This is a genomic window from Pseudomonas sp. ICMP 8385, from assembly GCF_002699915.1.
GTDB classification, from domain to species: Bacteria; Pseudomonadota; Gammaproteobacteria; order Pseudomonadales; family Pseudomonadaceae; genus Aquipseudomonas; species Aquipseudomonas gessardii.
In genome coordinates, this window is record NZ_LKBY01000094.1 from 83378 (window position 1) to 99581 (window position 16204).

17 protein-coding genes are annotated in these 16204 nt (G+C 60.0%); 5 read left to right on the forward strand and 12 right to left on the reverse strand.

The window, feature by feature from the left end; translation table 11 throughout:
• Nucleotides 1-15 precede the first annotated feature (15 nt).
• From AO268_RS12820 to AO268_RS12835, 4 genes are read right to left on the reverse strand one after another with little or no spacing between them, the layout of a single operon-like run.
• On the reverse strand, nucleotides 16-1038 hold the full coding sequence (locus AO268_RS12820) for a LacI family DNA-binding transcriptional regulator (protein WP_099168898.1): 1023 nt from the start codon (nucleotides 1036-1038) through the stop codon (nucleotides 16-18).
• A gap of 3 nt (nucleotides 1039-1041) precedes the next feature.
• Nucleotides 1042-2019: an ABC transporter permease gene (locus AO268_RS12825; RefSeq protein WP_076964972.1), complete on the reverse strand. Its 978-nt coding sequence runs from the start codon at nucleotides 2017-2019 to the stop codon at nucleotides 1042-1044.
• A complete protein-coding gene (locus AO268_RS12830; protein ID WP_099168899.1) occupies nucleotides 2016-3569 on the reverse strand; it encodes a sugar ABC transporter ATP-binding protein in 1554 nt (517 codons plus the stop codon). The genes AO268_RS12825 and AO268_RS12830 overlap by 4 nt, the downstream gene beginning before the upstream one ends.
• Nucleotides 3570-3627: 58 nt before the next feature.
• The gene (locus tag AO268_RS12835; protein WP_099168900.1) at nucleotides 3628-4587 is read right to left on the reverse strand and encodes a sugar ABC transporter substrate-binding protein; all 960 of its coding nucleotides are present in this window, start codon (nucleotides 4585-4587) and stop codon (nucleotides 3628-3630) included.
• 518 nt (nucleotides 4588-5105) lie between these two features.
• Here AO268_RS12835 and AO268_RS12845 point away from each other — a divergent pair.
• From AO268_RS12845 to AO268_RS12855, 3 genes are all read left to right on the forward strand, one after another.
• Nucleotides 5106-6194, forward strand: a complete 1089-nt coding sequence (locus tag AO268_RS12845) for an asparaginase (protein WP_057438625.1) — start codon at nucleotides 5106-5108, stop codon at nucleotides 6192-6194.
• A gap of 194 nt (nucleotides 6195-6388) precedes the next feature.
• Nucleotides 6389-6640: a DUF1654 domain-containing protein gene (locus AO268_RS12850; protein WP_083743126.1), complete on the forward strand. Its 252-nt coding sequence runs from the start codon at nucleotides 6389-6391 to the stop codon at nucleotides 6638-6640.
• Nucleotides 6641-6644: 4 nt separating this feature from the next.
• A complete protein-coding gene (locus AO268_RS12855) occupies nucleotides 6645-7334 on the forward strand; it encodes an endonuclease (protein ID WP_099168902.1) in 690 nt (229 codons plus the stop codon).
• A gap of 37 nt (nucleotides 7335-7371) precedes the next feature.
• Here AO268_RS12855 and AO268_RS12860 read toward each other — a convergent pair whose 3' ends face one another.
• Nucleotides 7372-7746, reverse strand: a complete 375-nt coding sequence (locus AO268_RS12860) for an SPOR domain-containing protein (RefSeq protein WP_076964978.1) — start codon at nucleotides 7744-7746, stop codon at nucleotides 7372-7374.
• Nucleotides 7747-7994: 248 nt separating this feature from the next.
• On the opposite strand from AO268_RS12860, the gene csrA reads away from it, so the two are divergent.
• Nucleotides 7995-8189, forward strand: a complete 195-nt coding sequence (gene csrA, locus AO268_RS12865) for a carbon storage regulator CsrA (RefSeq protein WP_007920550.1) — start codon at nucleotides 7995-7997, stop codon at nucleotides 8187-8189.
• A gap of 213 nt (nucleotides 8190-8402) precedes the next feature.
• Nucleotides 8403-8669: a hypothetical protein gene (locus AO268_RS12870; RefSeq protein ID WP_099168903.1), complete on the forward strand. Its 267-nt coding sequence runs from the start codon at nucleotides 8403-8405 to the stop codon at nucleotides 8667-8669.
• Between the two features lie 67 nt (nucleotides 8670-8736).
• On the opposite strand, the gene pcp is transcribed toward AO268_RS12870, so the two are convergent.
• From pcp to AO268_RS12905, 7 genes are all read right to left on the reverse strand, one after another.
• Nucleotides 8737-9375: a pyroglutamyl-peptidase I gene (gene pcp / locus AO268_RS12875; protein ID WP_099168909.1), complete on the reverse strand. Its 639-nt coding sequence runs from the start codon at nucleotides 9373-9375 to the stop codon at nucleotides 8737-8739.
• 7 nt (nucleotides 9376-9382) lie between these two features.
• Nucleotides 9383-10333: a DUF979 domain-containing protein gene (locus AO268_RS12880; RefSeq protein WP_076964980.1), complete on the reverse strand. Its 951-nt coding sequence runs from the start codon at nucleotides 10331-10333 to the stop codon at nucleotides 9383-9385.
• A complete protein-coding gene (locus tag AO268_RS12885) occupies nucleotides 10330-11055 on the reverse strand; it encodes a DUF969 domain-containing protein (protein WP_099168904.1) in 726 nt (241 codons plus the stop codon). Before AO268_RS12885 ends, AO268_RS12880 begins: the two co-directional genes overlap by 4 nt.
• A 299-nt stretch (nucleotides 11056-11354) precedes the next feature.
• A complete protein-coding gene (locus AO268_RS12890; protein WP_099168910.1) occupies nucleotides 11355-13769 on the reverse strand; it encodes a TonB-dependent siderophore receptor in 2415 nt (804 codons plus the stop codon).
• Nucleotides 13770-13862: 93 nt separating this feature from the next.
• Complete coding sequence (locus AO268_RS12895) at nucleotides 13863-14720, reverse strand: FecR family protein (protein WP_076964982.1); 858 nt, start codon at nucleotides 14718-14720, stop codon at nucleotides 13863-13865.
• Nucleotides 14717-15238 (reverse strand): RNA polymerase sigma factor, encoded by a 522-nt coding sequence (locus tag AO268_RS12900; RefSeq protein WP_076964983.1) that lies wholly within the window; start codon nucleotides 15236-15238, stop codon nucleotides 14717-14719. The genes AO268_RS12895 and AO268_RS12900 overlap by 4 nt, the downstream gene beginning before the upstream one ends.
• 172 nt (nucleotides 15239-15410) lie before the next feature.
• Nucleotides 15411-15929, reverse strand: a complete 519-nt coding sequence (locus AO268_RS12905; RefSeq protein ID WP_099168905.1) for a DUF1993 domain-containing protein — start codon at nucleotides 15927-15929, stop codon at nucleotides 15411-15413.
• Nucleotides 15930-16204 lie beyond the last annotated feature (275 nt).

Sequence of the window (16204 nt, forward strand, 5' to 3'; positions counted from 1 at the left end):
TACTCATCAATTCGTTCAACGGTTGGAGGCAAACACAGCAGCCAATGGCGCCGTAGACTCACGCAAGACAATGCTCGGCGTGACAATGCGCTGGTCAACCGGCAATTGCGGGGTCGCAATCCGTCGTAATAACAACTCCGCCGCCATCTCCCCCAATTGCAGGATCGACTGGCCCACGGTGGTCAACGCCGGGTACACATAGCGGCTCATTTGAATGTCATCAAAACCAATCACCGACAGCTCGGCCGGCACCCGCAGGTTGCGCTCGGCCGCCGCCCGCAACACACCGAAACCAATCATGTCGTTGCCGGCGAAGATCGCACTGGGCGGGTTGTCCGCCAGCAACTGCACCGCCGCCCCATAACCACCGGTGCTGGTGAAATCACTTTCCAGCACACGGCTGGCGGGCACCGAAATCCCGGCCTCAAGCAGCGCCCGCTGGTAGCCGGCCAAGCGCATCTGTGCCACACGCGTATGTGCGGGCCCGCCGATACAGGCGATATCCCGGTGCCCCAGCGCCAGCAAATGCCGGGTCGCCAGGTACGCGCCCTGCTCGTGATCGATGCGCACCAGGTCCACGTCAATGCCCTCCAGGCCACGGTCGACAATGACCATGGGCGTGCGCACCGCCTTGAGGCCCGTGGCCAGGCCGCTGTCATCGCCACCGACCGAGGTGACGATCAAGCCGTCGATGCGTTTTTCCAGCAATACTCGCAAATAGTTGCGCTGTTTCTCGGCGTTATCGTCGGAATTGCACAGGATCACGCAATAACCATTGCGCTCGCAGTAGTCCTCGATGCCCCTGGCCAGCTCCGCGAAATACGGGTTGAGGCTGTTGGGCACCAACAGGCCGATGGTCGCCGTGGTCTTGGCTTTCAGCGAGCGGGCGACTGCGCTGGGTACATAGTCCAACTGCTTGATCGCGGCTTCGACCTTGAGCCGCACCGGCTCGCTGACCGGGCGCGTCCTGTTCACCACATGGGAGACCGTGGTGTAGGAAATGCCCGCAAGCGCCGCCACATCCTTGATGGTTGCCATGGCTTAGCCCCGCCGGCTGGCGCGTTGACTGCGGTAGGTGTCGAGCACCACGGCAATCACGATAACGGCGCCGGTAATGATGCGTTTGGTCGGCTCGGTCGCGCCGATCTGCGCCAGGCCGGCCGCCAGTACGGAAATGATCAGCACCCCGAAGAACGTGCTGATCACCGAGCCACGCCCGCCCATCAGGCTGGTGCCACCAATCACCACGGCGGCAATCACCTGTAACTCCAGGCCGGAACCGGCATTCGGGTCGGCCGCTTCCAGGCGGGAAATCTGGAACAGCGCCGCCACCCCGGCCAACAACCCCATCAGGCTGAATACCAGGATCTTGTAGGGTTTTGGATTGATGCCTGCCAGGCGCACAGCCTCTTCATTGGTGCCGATGCCGATCAGGTAGCGGCCAAATACGGTACGCGTCAGCACCGCCTGGGCCACGATAATCACCAGCAGCGCAATGATGAACGAAGGCGAGATCCCAAAGGCCACCGGGTTGGACAGCCAGGCGAAGGAGTCGCCGATATAGGCGGTACGCGACCCCGTCATCTGGTAGGCCGCGCCACGGGCCATTTCCAGCACACCCAGGGACACAATGAACGATGGAATCCGCCAGGCCACGGTAATCGAGCCGGTAATGGTCCCGGCCAGTGCCGCGCAGCCCATGCCCAGCAATGCCGCCGGGATCACGCTCCAGCCCCAGCCCAGGATCGCCACGCTGACCGCAGACGCGGCCAAGGCCAAGACCGAGCCCACCGACAGGTCAATGCCGCCGATGATCAGGATGAACGTCATGCCCACCGCCAGCACCATCAGGTCGGGAATCTGGTTGGCGATGGTGCTGAAGGTGTCATAGGACCAAAAGTGACTGCTCAGGGCCGAGAACAGCGCAATCATGGCCATCAAGGCGCCGGCCAGGCCCAGGTAAGTGCCCAGGCCGTAGAAATTGCCGCCGGCTTTTGTAGTAGAAGTTGCTGATTTCATGGGGTTGTCCTGGGCGCGGCTTCATTGAGCAACGCGTCACGTTTCTGATAGCCGGCAAATGCGGCGGCAAGCAATTCGTCCTGGGTCCAATCGGCACGCTCGAAGGTCTCGATCAAGCGCCCGGCAGACAGCACACCGATGCGGTCGCAGATCAGCATCAGCTCGCGCAGGTCGCTGGACACCACCACCAGCGCCTTGCCCTGGCGGGTCAAGTCGCCAAGCAGCGCATAGATATCAAACTTGGCGCCCACATCGATGCCACGGGTGGGTTCATCAAACAGCATCACCGCGCAATCGCGCTCCAGCCAGCGGCCGATCACCACTTTTTGCTGATTGCCGCCCGACAGCTCGGACACCAATTGCGCCGGGCTGGAGCTGCGAATACGCATGGCGTCGATCTGCCGCTTGGCCAGGGCCGTTTCGTCGCGCCCATTGACCAGGCCGGCGCTGGACACCTTGGCCATATTGCCCAGGGCCGTGTTGGCGCTGATGGACTGGCTGAGCAACAGGCCCTCGCCCTTGCGATCCTCGGTGATCAGGGCAATGCCATGGCCTACTGCATCCACCGGCGAGCGAATACTCACCACCCGCGCCGGCGAACCGAGGGCGACCGTGCCACTGTCGGCCAGGTCGGCGCCAAAGATCAGGCGCAGCAATTCGGTGCGGCCGGCGCCGATCAATCCCGAAATGCCATAGATTTCACCAGCACGCACTTCAAAGGACACATCGCGGACCTTGTCCCCACGGGTCAGGCCCTTGACCGTCAAGGCCGGTGCGCCGATGGTGCGCGGGCCAAGGTCGATGTGCTCGCCCAACTCGCGGCCGACCATCAGCGTGACCAGTTGCTCACTGTTGTAATTGGCCATCGGCTCGACACACACCAACTGGCCATCACGCAGCACGGCAATGCGCTGGGCCACCCGCGCCAGCTCTTCCAGGCGATGGGAAATATAAATAATGGCCACGCCCCGGGCCTGCAGGCGAGTGATTTGCGCAAACAGCATCTCGACTTCACGGGCGGTGAGCATCGCCGTCGGCTCGTCGAGGATCAGCACATGGCAGTCACCGATCAGGTTGCGGGCAATCTCGACCATCTGTTGATGGCCAATGCCCAGGCTGCCGACCAACGTATCCGGGTCGATCGCATCCAGGCCCACTTGCGCCATGGCCTCGATCGCGGCCTTGCGCAATTGCTTGCGGCTGATCCAGCCACCGCGACTGGGCAGGTTGTCGAGGAACAGGTTTTCGGCCACGGTCAGGGTCGGCAGCAGGTTGAGCTCCTGCATGACCATGCGCACGCCCTGCTTTTCCGCCTGGGTCCGGCTGGCCGGGGTGTAATCCTGGCCATTGAACTGCATCTGCCCGGTGCTGGGCGTGACCAGGCCGCCGATGATCTTCGACAGGGTGCTTTTGCCCGCGCCATTCTCACCGGTCAGCGCCAACACTTCACCGCGATTAAGCGTCAGGGTGATGTCGGACAGCACTGGCTGGGCATAAGTCTTACCGATACCACGGACCGAGAGGACAGTGGCCGGTGCGGAAGATGACATAGGAAAATCTCCAGGCGCCCGCTCGACGGGAGCGGGCGCTGTAATGCGCAACCAGGGATTATTGCTTGAGGATGAGCTCTACCGGCGTTTCGATCACGCCGCCCACGGACTCGACCTTTTCACCCTTGACCAGCTTCAGCGCATTCTGGATGCCAAACACCGCCTGCTGTGCAGCGGCCTGGTCGGCCGTGGCCAGGATGCGACCGTCCTTGAGCATCGGCTTGATCGCGGCGATGTTGTCGTAGCCCACCACCTGGACCTTGCCGGCCTTGCCCGCGGCGCGCACCGCAGAAACGGCGCCCAGGGCCATATTGTCGTTACCGGCCAGCAGCGCCTTGAGGTCCGGGTATTCGCTCAACATGGCCGCCGCCACTTTGTTGCCCTGGTCGATTTCCCAATTACCGGACTGCACGGAAACAATCTTCATACCGGCCGCATCCATCGCATCCTTGAACCCGGCGGTGCGTTGCTGGGCGTTGGTGGTGGTCGGCACGCCTTCGATAATCCCAACCTTGTCGCCGCTCGCCAGTTGCTTGGCCAGGTACTCGCCGACCAGGCGCGCGCCCTTGCGGTTATCCGGGCCGACAAAGGGAACGTCGAGATTTTTGCTTTTCAGCACTTCAGGGTCGAGGCGGTTATCGATGTTGACCACCTTGATCCCTTCCTTGGAGGCTTTCCTCAGGACGTTGACCAGGGCTTTGGAGTCAGCGGGCGCGATGACGATCGCGTTGACTTTGGCGAGGATCATCTGGTTGACGATATCGATCTGGGCCGACGTATCGGTTTCGTTCTTGATCCCGTTGGTGATCATGTCGAAATCGGCGGCATGGGCTTTCTGATAGTCCTTGGCCCCGTCTTGCATGGTGACGAAAAACTCATTGGCCAGGGATTTCATCACCAGACCGACCTTGGGTTTGGCGGTGGCGTCATCAGCGAATGCAGAGGACAGAGGCAGGGCAGCGGATGCGGCAGCCAGTACAGCGACAGACAGCAGACGTCCAGCAAATGGCAGCTTCATGGGTTCACTCCGATCTTATGATTATTGTGAGCAACGCCTGCACCTTCACCTCACTCACGGAGTGCTCGTGAAACATCTCGCAAACGTTTGCGTTGAACAAACTATGCGAAGACTGCCGAAATTTGTCAACGAAAGAAAAGTGCTTTTTCCTCGCGGGCTCTACCTCCTGCCTTACAACTCGCGCGCCTTCGTGGCTAAACATCCGGGCCGGGGGATCGTTCTCTAAAACGACAGGCCCGCTGGAACATTTCAGGAGAGTCACCCGGATTTTTCCAGGGTGATTTTCGGACAACCGAACGCCGGAGCCCTCCAGCGTTCGGAAATTCGGACACGCGTGGAAGGCAACAAATCAGCCAACTATAAAAAAATGATTTAAATCAATAAGTTAAAATCAATCCCCAAACAAAATACGGCTGGTACAAATCCTGCTGCTAATCCGCACCTTGTGGCGCTCAGCGCAGCCCGGGGTGTTCTGGATGAACCTGCACACGCACTCATCAAAACTAGAGAGAAAAATAATGAAATCTGCACTCAAGAACTTTGTTCCGGGCGCTTTAGCCCTGCTGCTGCTCTTCCCGGTTGCCGCCCAGGCCAAGGAAGTTGAATCCAAGACCAAGCTGTCCAACGTAGTCGTGCTGGCCACTGGCGGCACCATTGCCGGCGCTGGCGCCAGTGCGGCCAACAGCGCCACCTACCAGGCGGCCAAGGTCGGTATCGAACAACTGATCGCCGGCATTCCCGAACTCAGCCAGATCGCCAACGTGCGTGGCGAGCAAGTGATGCAAATTGCTTCCGAGAGCATCACCAACGAGAACCTGCTGCAACTGGGCCGCCGTGTCGCGGAACTGGCCGACAGCAAGGACGTGGATGGCATCGTGATCACCCACGGCACCGACACCCTCGAAGAAACCGCCTACTTCCTCAACCTGGTGGAAAAGACCGACAAGCCAATCGTGGTCGTGGGCTCCATGCGCCCAGGCACGGCCATGTCGGCCGACGGCATGCTCAACCTGTACAACGCCGTGGCCGTTGCCGGTAGCAAAGACGCACGCGGCAAAGGCGTACTGGTGACCATGAACGACGAGATCCAATCGGGTCGCGACGTCAGCAAGATGATCAACATCAAGACCGAAGCGTTCAAAAGCGCCTGGGGCCCACTGGGCATGGTCGTAGAAGGCAAATCCTACTGGTTCCGCCAGCCGGCCAAGCGTCACACCATGAACTCGGAGTTCGATATCAAGAACATCAAGAGCCTGCCGGACGTTGAAATTGCCTACGGCTATGGCAACGTCAGCGACACCGCCTACAAAGCCCTGGCCCAGGCTGGCGCCAAAGCCATCATCCATGCCGGCACCGGCAATGGCTCGGTACCGGCCAAGGTAGTGCCTGCCCTGCAGGAACTGCGTAAGGAAGGCGTACAGATCATTCGTTCTTCCCACGTCAATGCCGGCGGTTTCGTTCTGCGCAATGCCGAACAGCCTGACGACAAATACGACTGGGTCGTGGCTCATGACCTGAACCCGCAAAAAGCCCGCATCCTGGCCATGGTCGCTCTGACCAAGACCCAGGACAGCAAGGAACTGCAACGCATGTTCTGGGAATACTGAGTCACTGATATAACCCTTGCCGGCGATGGTGGTCCCAGGGATGCCATCGCCGGCAAATCAGTGCCTACAAAATAACCTCGCCATACACCAATCCGCACAAACCGTTGTCACACGGACCTCTTGAATTTTAAGCAGTTGCGAATTTCCTCACAGTTAAATACTGTATGTTCGTACAGCTAATTAAGGATTCCTCCGTGGCCAAGCCCTCCTCCGCAGCACCGACACCTCCCGACGCCTACCAACGCCTGGCAATCCGGGTGCAAAAAATCATCAATTCCACCAACGCCCAAAAAGCCAAGGCTGCGTTGATTTTTCGCCTGCCGGAGGAACCGGAGGACGAGTGGGCACGACTACTGGAGGAAATCGCAGAAAACGACAACGTCACCCTAGCCTATCGCGATGATGGTGGCGTGCAGATTTTCTGGGTCGTACCGAAGGAAGATTGAGTCAATGAGTGTCCGTTTTATTGCCCTGCTCTGTGTCTTTTTTGCCACCGCCGCCCACGCCCAAGCCCCACGCACCTTTAGCGAAGCCAAGAAAATCGCCTGGAAACTTTACGCCCCGCAATCCACAGAGTTCTATTGCGGCTGCAAATACACGGGGAACCGGGTAGACCTGAAAGCCTGCGGCTACATCCCGCGCAAGAATGCCAACCGGGCGGCGCGCATCGAGTGGGAACACATTGTCCCGGCGTGGCAGATCGGCCATCAGCGCCAATGCTGGCAAGACGGCGGCCGCAAGAACTGCACGCGCACCGACACCGTCTTCAAGCGCGCCGAAGCCGACCTGCACAACCTGGTGCCGAGCATCGGCGAGGTCAATGGCGATCGCAACAACTTCAGTTTTGGCTGGTTGCCGGTGCAGAGCGGGCAATATGGTTCATGCCTGACCCAGGTGGACTTCAAGGCCAAGAAGGTCATGCCCAGGCCATCCATCCGCGGCATGATTGCCCGGACATACTTTTATATGAGTAAACAATACGGCCTGCGCCTGTCGAAACAGGACCGCCAACTGTATGAAGCCTGGAACCGCACCTATCCCGTGCAGCCTTGGGAACGCCAGCGCAACCAGACCGTGGCCTGCGTGATGGGGCGTGGCAATGAGTTCGTCGGCCCGGTGAACCTGAAGGCCTGCGGATAAACGCGAGCGGGGTCCGCCGACCCCGCCAGCCACCGTATTACGGACGGGCCTTGTGCTCGATCACCAGCGACTCGGCGTCGGTCTTCTTCTTTTTCACCAGCCGTTCCTGCAATTGGGTCTGTTTTGCCTCTGCCTCGGCCTTGCTGGCGAATGGCCCCAACAGCACCAGGTCCTTGCCGTCTTCCTTGGCCAGGTAGAACGGGAAGCCGTTTTCCAGCAACCAGGCGGTCAGGTCGGTCAGTGCCTGCAATTTGTTGTCGGGCGAGCGCACCAGGATATCCCACTGCACAGCGGCAACCGCAGGCGCCTGGGCCTTGGCAGCCTCAGCCTTGTCTCGGGGGGTGTCGAGGTTGGGCCCGTCACCGCATCCGGCCAACGCCAATACCACAATTGCCATCGCTACTTTACGCACTGCCCTGCCCCTTTAACGATCAAAGAGGCAACTTTATCATTCACTGTCTATTCTGGCCGTCATAAACGTTGGCTTAAACATTGCGAAGGATGTTTCCCAGACCTGTATGATGGCGCCATGGGAATTAATGCCGCCTCCATGCGTCCTAAAAGAGGCAGCCACAGGGAAGCGCTTCACAGTAAGCTACACATAACCGACATCCGCCCTGTTAGAAACATGCGTCCTTCAAAGCAATCAAGGAGAAGTCCATGCTGATACTCACCCGCAAAGTCGGTGAAAGCATAAATATCGGTGATGACATTACGATCACCATTCTGGGCGTTAGCGGCCAGCAAGTAAGAATCGGCATCAATGCTCCCAAGGATGTTGCCGTGCATCGCGAAGAGATTTACCAGCGCATCCAGGCTGGCCTGACTGCACCGGACAAACGCGAAACACCTTGAAGCCTCCTCAGTAGCCAGCCTGCTCGTCCCCTGTAACGGCTGGCGAAAGCCCCCTTGGCCTGTCTACGGTATTCCGTGATCAGCGCAGCATTCGCGCCAGGCCCGGCCGCCGGTGGTCAGCACACAGGTTCAGCCACGGAACTTGCTGGACATTTGGCAGACAAATCTCTCCAAGAAAGTATCAAAACCTTACAGTGCCTTTGGAGCGCGTTGATGAGGCGATCCCGCAAAGAGCCTTATACCTTCAAGTCCTGGATAATTGCCCTGCTGATTGCCCTGGCCTTCGTGACGCTCGGATATAGCCTCAGGTTTTACATGGAAGGCAGTACCACCGTGCAGGACGCCGAATCGTGGCCTGACCTGGCGCTGTTTCTCTATGGCTATCTGTTCTGCTTCTGCCTCAAGCCCATTCAGGCGGCCATCCAGCGAAAGCTCAATCGCCGTGCGTTTAGGCAGGCTCGCCAGAAAACCCCCTCTTGAAACAGCATTTGGATCCTGTCTTTAAAAGATAAGGCACTCTGGATCGACCCCGGCCTTGTTCAAGGCCTTAGCACACCTGACCGCCGCTTTCTGAGATATCACACGGCGTATTCCAGGCAGCCAGGAGCGCAACCCTCAAGCCTGCAACTGTCGTCGCCAACGCCATCGACGGCTGATGCGCCCCCCCTTGCCCTGGCAGGAAAGGCACATGGATAAACCCACTGCGCACGCCCGACCCAGCCAGGGCATGCTGCAAGTGGTAGAACACCTGGTTGCACACAAAGGTGCCCGCCGTTTGCGACACCGAAGCCGCGACCCCTGCCTCGCGCACCGACTTGACCATGGCCTTGACCGGCAAGGTGCTGAAGTAGGCCGCCGGACCTTCAGGGATCACCGCCGTATCGATGGGCTGCACACCGAGGTTGTCGGGGATCCGCGCATCGATGAGATTGATTGCAACCCGCTCGATGGAAATGTCACTACGCCCGGGCCCCAGCCCCGTGGCGATCACCAGTTGCGGCTGATGCTCGGCCAGCAACTGGTCCAAACAGACGCCGGCGGTGGCAAAGGCACAGGGCAACTGGCGGGCGACGATCGTCACCCCTTCTTGCAATTGCACCCCGTCCAGCAGGCGCACGGCCTCCCAGGATGGGTTGATCGGGTCTTGATCGAATGGCTCGAACCCCGTCAGCAGTACAGTCCCCATCACCACCTCACATCAACAGATAAAGAAGGACGATATTGACCAGCAACATCATCAGCGCCGTGGGTATCTGCGCCTTGATCACCGCGTTTTTGTCCGGCAACTCCAACAGCGCCGCGGGCACAATATTGAAGTTCGCCGCCATCGGGGTCATCAGCGTACCGCAGTAGCCGGAGAACATGCCGATGGCCGCCATCACCGCCGGGTTGCCGCCATAAATCCCCACCAGCACCGGCACGCCCACCCCCCCGGTCATGACCGGGAAGGCGGCAAAGCCGTTACCCATGATCACAGTGAACAGCGCCATGCCCAACACATAGACCATCACCGCCACCAGTTTGTAATCCAGGTTGATATAGGTGGTGGTGACGTGAGCCACGGCCGTGCCAACCCCGGCTTCGTTAAACAGCAGGCCGAGCATTGCCAGCATCTGTGGCAGCACCATAGCCCAGCCCAGGGCTTCGGTCAGGCGTCGCGATTCGCGCAAGGCCTGCACCGGGGTATCACGGGTCAGCCAGCAGGCCAACCCCAGGGCAATCAGACAGCCGAGGCCGAGGGACACGAACGTGGTGTTCTTCGGATCCAGCAGCGGTACGCCGCCAATCTCGGTGTGCTTGAGCAGCACCGAGCCGATCACCGTGGTCAACGGAATGGCCAGTGCCGGAATAAACAGTTTATGCCCCAGCCGGCCAGCACTGGCGCGGGACTCCTTGTCATGCAACTCGGCATGTGAACCACGCCCTACCCCGCCGAGCCCGGCGATAAGCGCCATCAGCACCACGCCAATGCCCACCACCACCGACGGCAGGTGCTCGCCCACCAGGAACGGAATGGCGAACAGCAACCAGAACAACGCGGTTGACCAACGCTTGGGGTGGGTGCGGTCAGCCAGGATCATGCCCGCCGTAATCAGCAACAAAACGCCGGCGAGCCAGTACAGGTATTGGATGGAAATGATCATTGCGCGGCCTCCGACTGAGCGTTGACGGGCGCAGTGGCCGTCAGTTCACGCGTCAGCCTTCGGTCAAAGCGGTGCAAACGTATGGCGTGCACAATGAACGCACAAATCGCCGTAGGGATGCCCCACACTGCGATGTGCAGCGGCTCGACATCAATGCCGGAGCCCAGCAGGAAGGTATGCATCAGGGCAATCGCACCAAAGGCCACGAAGATATCTTCACCAAAAAACAGCCCCACGTTGTCTGTGGCGGCACACATTGCCAGGACTTTGTGGCGCACCTTGTCCGGCAACTTGCCGAAGCGCTTCTCGGCAGCCCCTTCCGCCATGGGCGCCAGCAACGGGCGCACCATTTGCGGGTGCCCGCCCAGGCTGGTCAGGCCCATGGCGGCCGTGGATTCGCGAACAAACAGATAAATGATCAACAGGCGCCCGACGGTGGCCCGCTCGAAGCGTGCAATCCAGTTCTGCGCATGCAGACGCAGGCCATGGCGCTCCAGCAGGCCGATAACGGCCAGGGGCAACAGCAGGATCAGTTGCAAGGCACGGGTCTGCAGGAAGCCATCGCCCATGGTGGCGAGGATTTTTTCCAGGGGGAAGTGGGCGGCAAACCCGGTGGCAATCGCCGCCGCTGTCACCACCAGTAATGGATTGAAGCGCAACACAAAGCCGACCACGATGACGAGCACGCCAATCAGCGGCCAAAGGTTCACAACAGTTTGCATGGCGTTGAGTCCTTGATTGCGTGCTGCGACGCCTGCATCGCCGATAAGCGATAACGGGCAGCCCGACGCGGATTTTTATTATTGACCGGGTAGGTCGAGGGTCACTGGCGGGCATCTTTGCTGCTTGGGACGGAGGGTGTCCAACAAGAAAAATTGTTGCTGCAAATCAATAAAGTTTGTGAGGGGATGAGCACCGATCTTCGCGCAAGGGTTTAGCGCACGCAAAACCGCGACACGCCGCCAACGCAGGATTGCTAGTGCTGCGGCGCCCCATCAGGGGCACCGGGCAGTCAGGGTGGTCACCATTGATGGGTGTAACTTGCGGTCAACACCGTACCCGGCGCTGGCAAGTGGCTGGTGTTGTTGCTGCTACGCATCAGTTGGCTGTAGAGCGGGTAGTAGCTGCGATTGAACAGGTTCTGGATCCCCATGCCGAGCTGGTCATTTTCGCTGAGTTGGTATTGGCTGATCAGATCAACGGTGGTGTAACTGTCGACCTTGCGCCGTCCAAAGCTGGCAACGCCATCCAGGCGATAGTCGGCGCCGTCGAAATAGTTGGCCTGCAGGCGGTTGCTCCAGGTTTCGGTCGGCTTGAACTCCAGGTAGGCGGTCAGTTTGAGCGGCGGGATGCGGTACCCGGTCATGTCCTGCCAGTCACGGCCTTCGGGCTGCTCCCGGCCCTTCATCCAAGTAAAGGTGCCGCCGGCGCCCCAGCGCTCATCGTCGGTCAACCAGTCGGCACTGCCTTCTACGCCGTAAATTCGCTCTTGGGTGCGGGTCAGGATCAGGCCATTGTTGAAACTCTGCACATCCCCAAGCTTGGAGGTGGTGTAGAACACGGCCAGCGAGGCCAATGTCTGCTCGCCCAACCCACCACGCCAGCCCAGCTCGTAGTTGTTGGTTTTCACCGGTTCCAGGTTGGAGGAACCAAGATCGAACCCTCGCCGGGCATTGCGCAGCTGCACCCCGATATCGGGCAACTGGAAGCCCTGGCTGAACGCCGCGTAGATCTCCTGGCCCGCTACCGGCGAGTAAGTCAGGCTGATATTGGACAGCACTGAATCGTAATGCACCTTGCCCCCGCGGACAGTCGCCGGCTGGGTCGCTGCCGACTCCGAGAGCGGGATAAAGTCATCGTATTGGGCGGTGGCGTATTCATAGCGCACGCCGCCCTCCACCGACCATTGTTCGTTGAGCTTATGTTGCAACTGCGCAAAGCCGCCGAGGCTACGGGTTGTCAGGTCGGGCATGTAGGTGAGCTTGCCGATCTTGTCAAACACCCTGCCGCCACTGGCGTCATAGGCTCGCGGGTCGAAGATGTCGATGGGCATGTCGCTGCGCTCCTGGTTGAAGTCAGCGCCCCATAACAACTCCGTATTGCCCAGGCTCCCCAGCGGCGTGCGTAGGGTGACCCGGCTGCCGAACACTTCACTGTTCTGCATGACCTGGTCGACATTGCGTCCACGGGTCGCCACTGCGCGGGCATCGAACGGTGTGAACCGGGTGAAGTAGTCCCGATAGTAGAGTTGCGCATTAAGCGTGCCGCCCAGTACGTCGGTATGGGCGTACTCCAGGTTGAGCAAGGTGTTCTTGATCTGGTTCTGCTCGGCCAACGACAAACCGGACAACGGGCGCGCAGGCACCGAGCCCGCAGGAAGCTTGGCCACCGACGGGTCGGAGGTGTAGTCGCTATTTTGCTCGGCATTGTAATGGCTGGCAGACAGTTGAATGCGCTGCACATCATCAAGGCGCAAGCCCAGTTTGCCGCCAACGTTGAAGGTATTGGCATCGAACAGATCGCCCTGGCTGGGCTCTGGCGCCAGGCGGTGCCCGTTGGCGTCGTAGGAGGCGCCAATGTGGCGGGCGCCGAAGTCCAGGGCGTAATCCACCCGGCCCTGGGACCCTGCAACATGATGCTGCAATTGGCCGCCCAGGCCATCGCTGCCCAGCTTGCTCAAGGGCGAGACGGCGCTCAGGCTGGTGCTCGCCCGCGGCTCGCCACCGGCCGGCCGCGTGGTGATCGAGATGATGCCCCCGGTCGCGCCTGCGCCGTAGATCGCACTGCTGCCACGGATCACTTCGATACGCTCGATCAGCGCCGGGTCGATGTTCGCCAGGTTGCGCGAAGAATCGCGGTTGGTATTGAGCGGAACACCGTCGACCAGCACCAGCATCGTCCGTCCACGCAAGGTCTGCCCGTAGTCGGTAATGGTCCGGCTTGAGTCGGCCATGCCCGGGATGCTCTTGGCCAGCAACGTGGCGAGGCTGTCCGAGCCCTGGCGCAGTTGCTCCAGCTGCTTGTGTTCGATGACATTGACCTGGCGGGCCTGGGGCACCAGGTCGCTGTCGAGCCGCGAGGCACTGATGGTCAGGCTGGCCAGCTCCATTGTGCCCGGCGCGGGGTCCGACGCTGGGGAGACATTGGCGGTGCCCCCCTGGACCACCAGGAATGTTTGTTCGTCACGCGCCTGCACCGTCAGCCCGCTTTTGCCGAGCAACCGCTCAAGCGCTTCCTGCAACGTGTAGCGCCCGCGCAAGGCCGGCGCGCTCTTGCCGGCCGTGATTTCACTGGCGAACAGGATCTGTGCCGAGGATTGCCGGGCTACGGCATTCAGGGATTTCTCCAGCGATGCGGCCGGGATATCGAAATCAACCGGGGCCGATTCTGCCAGCGACCATTGGCTCAAGAGCAAGCTGCCGGCCAGCAAGGACATGCGCACCGGCGCGCGCAGGAAGGACTGACTCACGTTTTTATTCTCCACGAAGTTGGGTTACAGGGAGATAGCCGTCAGCACTGCGGCGCAACCCTACCTCGGTTGAAGATTATTTTTCTTGCCAGGGGAATCGATCAGGACCGAGCCATCGGCCGCAGTGGAAACGCTCAACGCCAGGATCCCGGGCAACAGCGCCAGCAAGCGGTCAACGTGGCCACTGTCAAACACACCGGAAACCGGCAGGCGCGCAAGCCTGGGGTCCATGAGCCTTATAGGCTGACGGTGATAGCGCTGCAGTATGCCGATGACTTCCTCAAGCGGAGTGCTTTCAAAAACCAGCCGGCTTTGTTGCCAGGCGGTGACGTCATCCACGTCAACCCGTTTCACCTGAGCCTCTTGCCCCTTCTGCAAACGCAATTGCTGCCCGGGCTCCAGCGCTGTGACTAAACCGGTAGCGGCCGCCCGCACAGTGACCTTGCCTTCAGCCACGCTGACCTGCACATCCTGTTCCTGACGGCTGACGTTAAAACGCGTGCCCACGACTCGCACCCCAACCAACCCGGCATCGACCAGGAAAGGCCGGTAGACCCTCGGCGACACCTCAAACAACGCCTGCCCCGCCTTCAATTCGACCTGGCGGCTGCGCAGATGCCAGCTGACCGTCATCTGCGTGCTGCTGTCGAGCAGCACCCGAGAGCCATCCGCCAGCTGCAGCGCCTGGCGTTGCCCTACCTGGCTGGCAAAGTGTTCGCTGCGGTAGGCCGGATCGACCCAGGCCACCCCCGCAACCATCGCCAGCAGCAACAGCCCGAGGGTTTTCCCTGTGGGGCGTTTGTTTTTCGCGGGCGTCGACGGGGGCAGCGGAAAACGTTGCTTGAGGTCCTCGCGAACCCGCGCAATGGCCTCCTCCTCCTGGCTGAAGTCCTTGCTCTTGTGTGGGTCGCGATTCATGGCAAGACCTCTGTCCCTAGATGCGTACGGCAGATCCCCATGCCCAGGCGCAGGTGCTTCTCGACGGTTTTCAGGGAAATCCCCAGGCGCGCGGCCACTTCGGCCTGGGGCAATTCATGCACCTTGTGCATGACAAACACCATTTGGCAGCGCGGTGGCAGGCTGGCAATCGCCTCGGTGAGCAACTCCAAGGCCCGCTCCCCAGCCAGATGGCGCTCCTGGCTCGGCGCACCGCAGGCCACTTGCGGCAATACCGAAACGCCGACAACCCAGCCCTGACGCCGACGCTCGCTTCGATAACGGCTGATCGCCATATCGCTGGCGATCTTGCGCAACAAGGCCACTGGCGTGCGTACACCTGGTTTCTCATCCTGCTCAAGCAACTGTAGGCACAAGTCGTGTATCACTTCGCGGGCAAATATCCGCTCACCAAAACGCCGGCGGACATGATCCACCAACTCGTCGTAGTGCCGAACCAATGCTGCCAGCAGTGTGGGTTTGGGAGGGTCGACCTGCACGATGACCTGCGCAATGAGAGAAGCGGATGCCCTGGAGAGAGGGCAATTGCGCGCAGTATAAATGCGAATACTTTACATTTGAAGCAAAGATCCTGACCCCTGCGCTGCGTCACTGGGTAGCCCGGCAATGAAAGATGGGGCAAGGCCGCCCACCAGCCTTCAAGCGCAGAAACTACGGCCGCAAGTAGGCGAACATATGTTGTACGTAATCGGCTTTACCAAGGGGCACACCGTTATGACGCAAGATGTTGTAGGCCGTAACCAAGTGAAAGTAGAACTGTGGAATAGCCCAGTTCACAGCGTACTCACTGCCGGTCATATCGAAGGCCATGCCATTGGGTAACTCAATAGCGATTTCGCGCCCTGCCCCTTCCTCTATTTGAGCGCGGTCCGCTGCATCAAGAATGGCCAACGTATGCTCGATCAATACCTGCGCTGCTGCCAGGCTTTCGGGAGGCGTGAGCAATAGCACCGGCTGCCGTGTCAGTCGCTGAACCGCCTCCTGCGCTTGCGTGCACGCGTACTGAATCTGACGGGCCAGATCATGCATATCAGGCGCCAGTCGAGCCCCCAACAAAATTTCCGGGTCATACCCGCGCTCCAGGGCAGAGTCTTGACCCTTGGACAAAAGAGACGCTAACGCGCGCAGCATTTGCGCGAAGCAGGGAATGGTAATGGAGTAGACCGACATAGCTTTTCCCCAAGTAATCATTCAATGCAGGTAAAAGGACCAGCCTTTCTCCCAGGAGAATGAAGCCTAGCAGACGGTTGCATGCCTTCTACCCTGCTTCTATTGCATCAGCGTTCGCCTATCGGGAGGCAGGAGTGTTGATGTAGGTAGGCGCGAGACTGGCATTTTGAATGAAGGTTTTGCAAATCACAGTGTCTAGTCCTGAAATAGGTTTACACCTGTTTCACCCTAACGCCCGATGCACCGCATCGGGCGTTTTGTATTTCAAAGACAGG

What these genes read in the sequence shown, in the direction of transcription:
- AO268_RS12820 (WP_099168898.1), bottom strand. Translation starts at nt 1,038, where the DNA reads ATGGCAACCATCAAGGATGTGGCGGCGCTTGCGGGCATTTCCTACACC.
- AO268_RS12825 (WP_076964972.1), bottom strand. Translation starts at nt 2,019, where the DNA reads ATGAAATCAGCAACTTCTACTACAAAAGCCGGCGGCAATTTCTACGGC.
- AO268_RS12830 (WP_099168899.1), bottom strand. Translation starts at nt 3,569, where the DNA reads ATGTCATCTTCCGCACCGGCCACTGTCCTCTCGGTCCGTGGTATCGGT.
- AO268_RS12835 (WP_099168900.1), bottom strand. Translation starts at nt 4,587, where the DNA reads ATGAAGCTGCCATTTGCTGGACGTCTGCTGTCTGTCGCTGTACTGGCT.
- AO268_RS12845 (WP_057438625.1), top strand. Translation starts at nt 5,106, where the DNA reads ATGAAATCTGCACTCAAGAACTTTGTTCCGGGCGCTTTAGCCCTGCTG.
- AO268_RS12855 (WP_099168902.1), top strand. Translation starts at nt 6,645, where the DNA reads ATGAGTGTCCGTTTTATTGCCCTGCTCTGTGTCTTTTTTGCCACCGCC.
- csrA (WP_007920550.1), top strand. Translation starts at nt 7,995, where the DNA reads ATGCTGATACTCACCCGCAAAGTCGGTGAAAGCATAAATATCGGTGAT.
- AO268_RS12870 (WP_099168903.1), top strand. Translation starts at nt 8,403, where the DNA reads ATGAGGCGATCCCGCAAAGAGCCTTATACCTTCAAGTCCTGGATAATT.
- pcp (WP_099168909.1), bottom strand. Translation starts at nt 9,375, where the DNA reads ATGGGGACTGTACTGCTGACGGGGTTCGAGCCATTCGATCAAGACCCG.
- AO268_RS12880 (WP_076964980.1), bottom strand. Translation starts at nt 10,333, where the DNA reads ATGATCATTTCCATCCAATACCTGTACTGGCTCGCCGGCGTTTTGTTG.
- AO268_RS12885 (WP_099168904.1), bottom strand. Translation starts at nt 11,055, where the DNA reads ATGCAAACTGTTGTGAACCTTTGGCCGCTGATTGGCGTGCTCGTCATC.
- AO268_RS12890 (WP_099168910.1), bottom strand. Translation starts at nt 13,769, where the DNA reads ATGTCCTTGCTGGCCGGCAGCTTGCTCTTGAGCCAATGGTCGCTGGCA.
- AO268_RS12895 (WP_076964982.1), bottom strand. Translation starts at nt 14,720, where the DNA reads ATGAATCGCGACCCACACAAGAGCAAGGACTTCAGCCAGGAGGAGGAG.
- AO268_RS12905 (WP_099168905.1), bottom strand. Translation starts at nt 15,929, where the DNA reads ATGTCGGTCTACTCCATTACCATTCCCTGCTTCGCGCAAATGCTGCGC.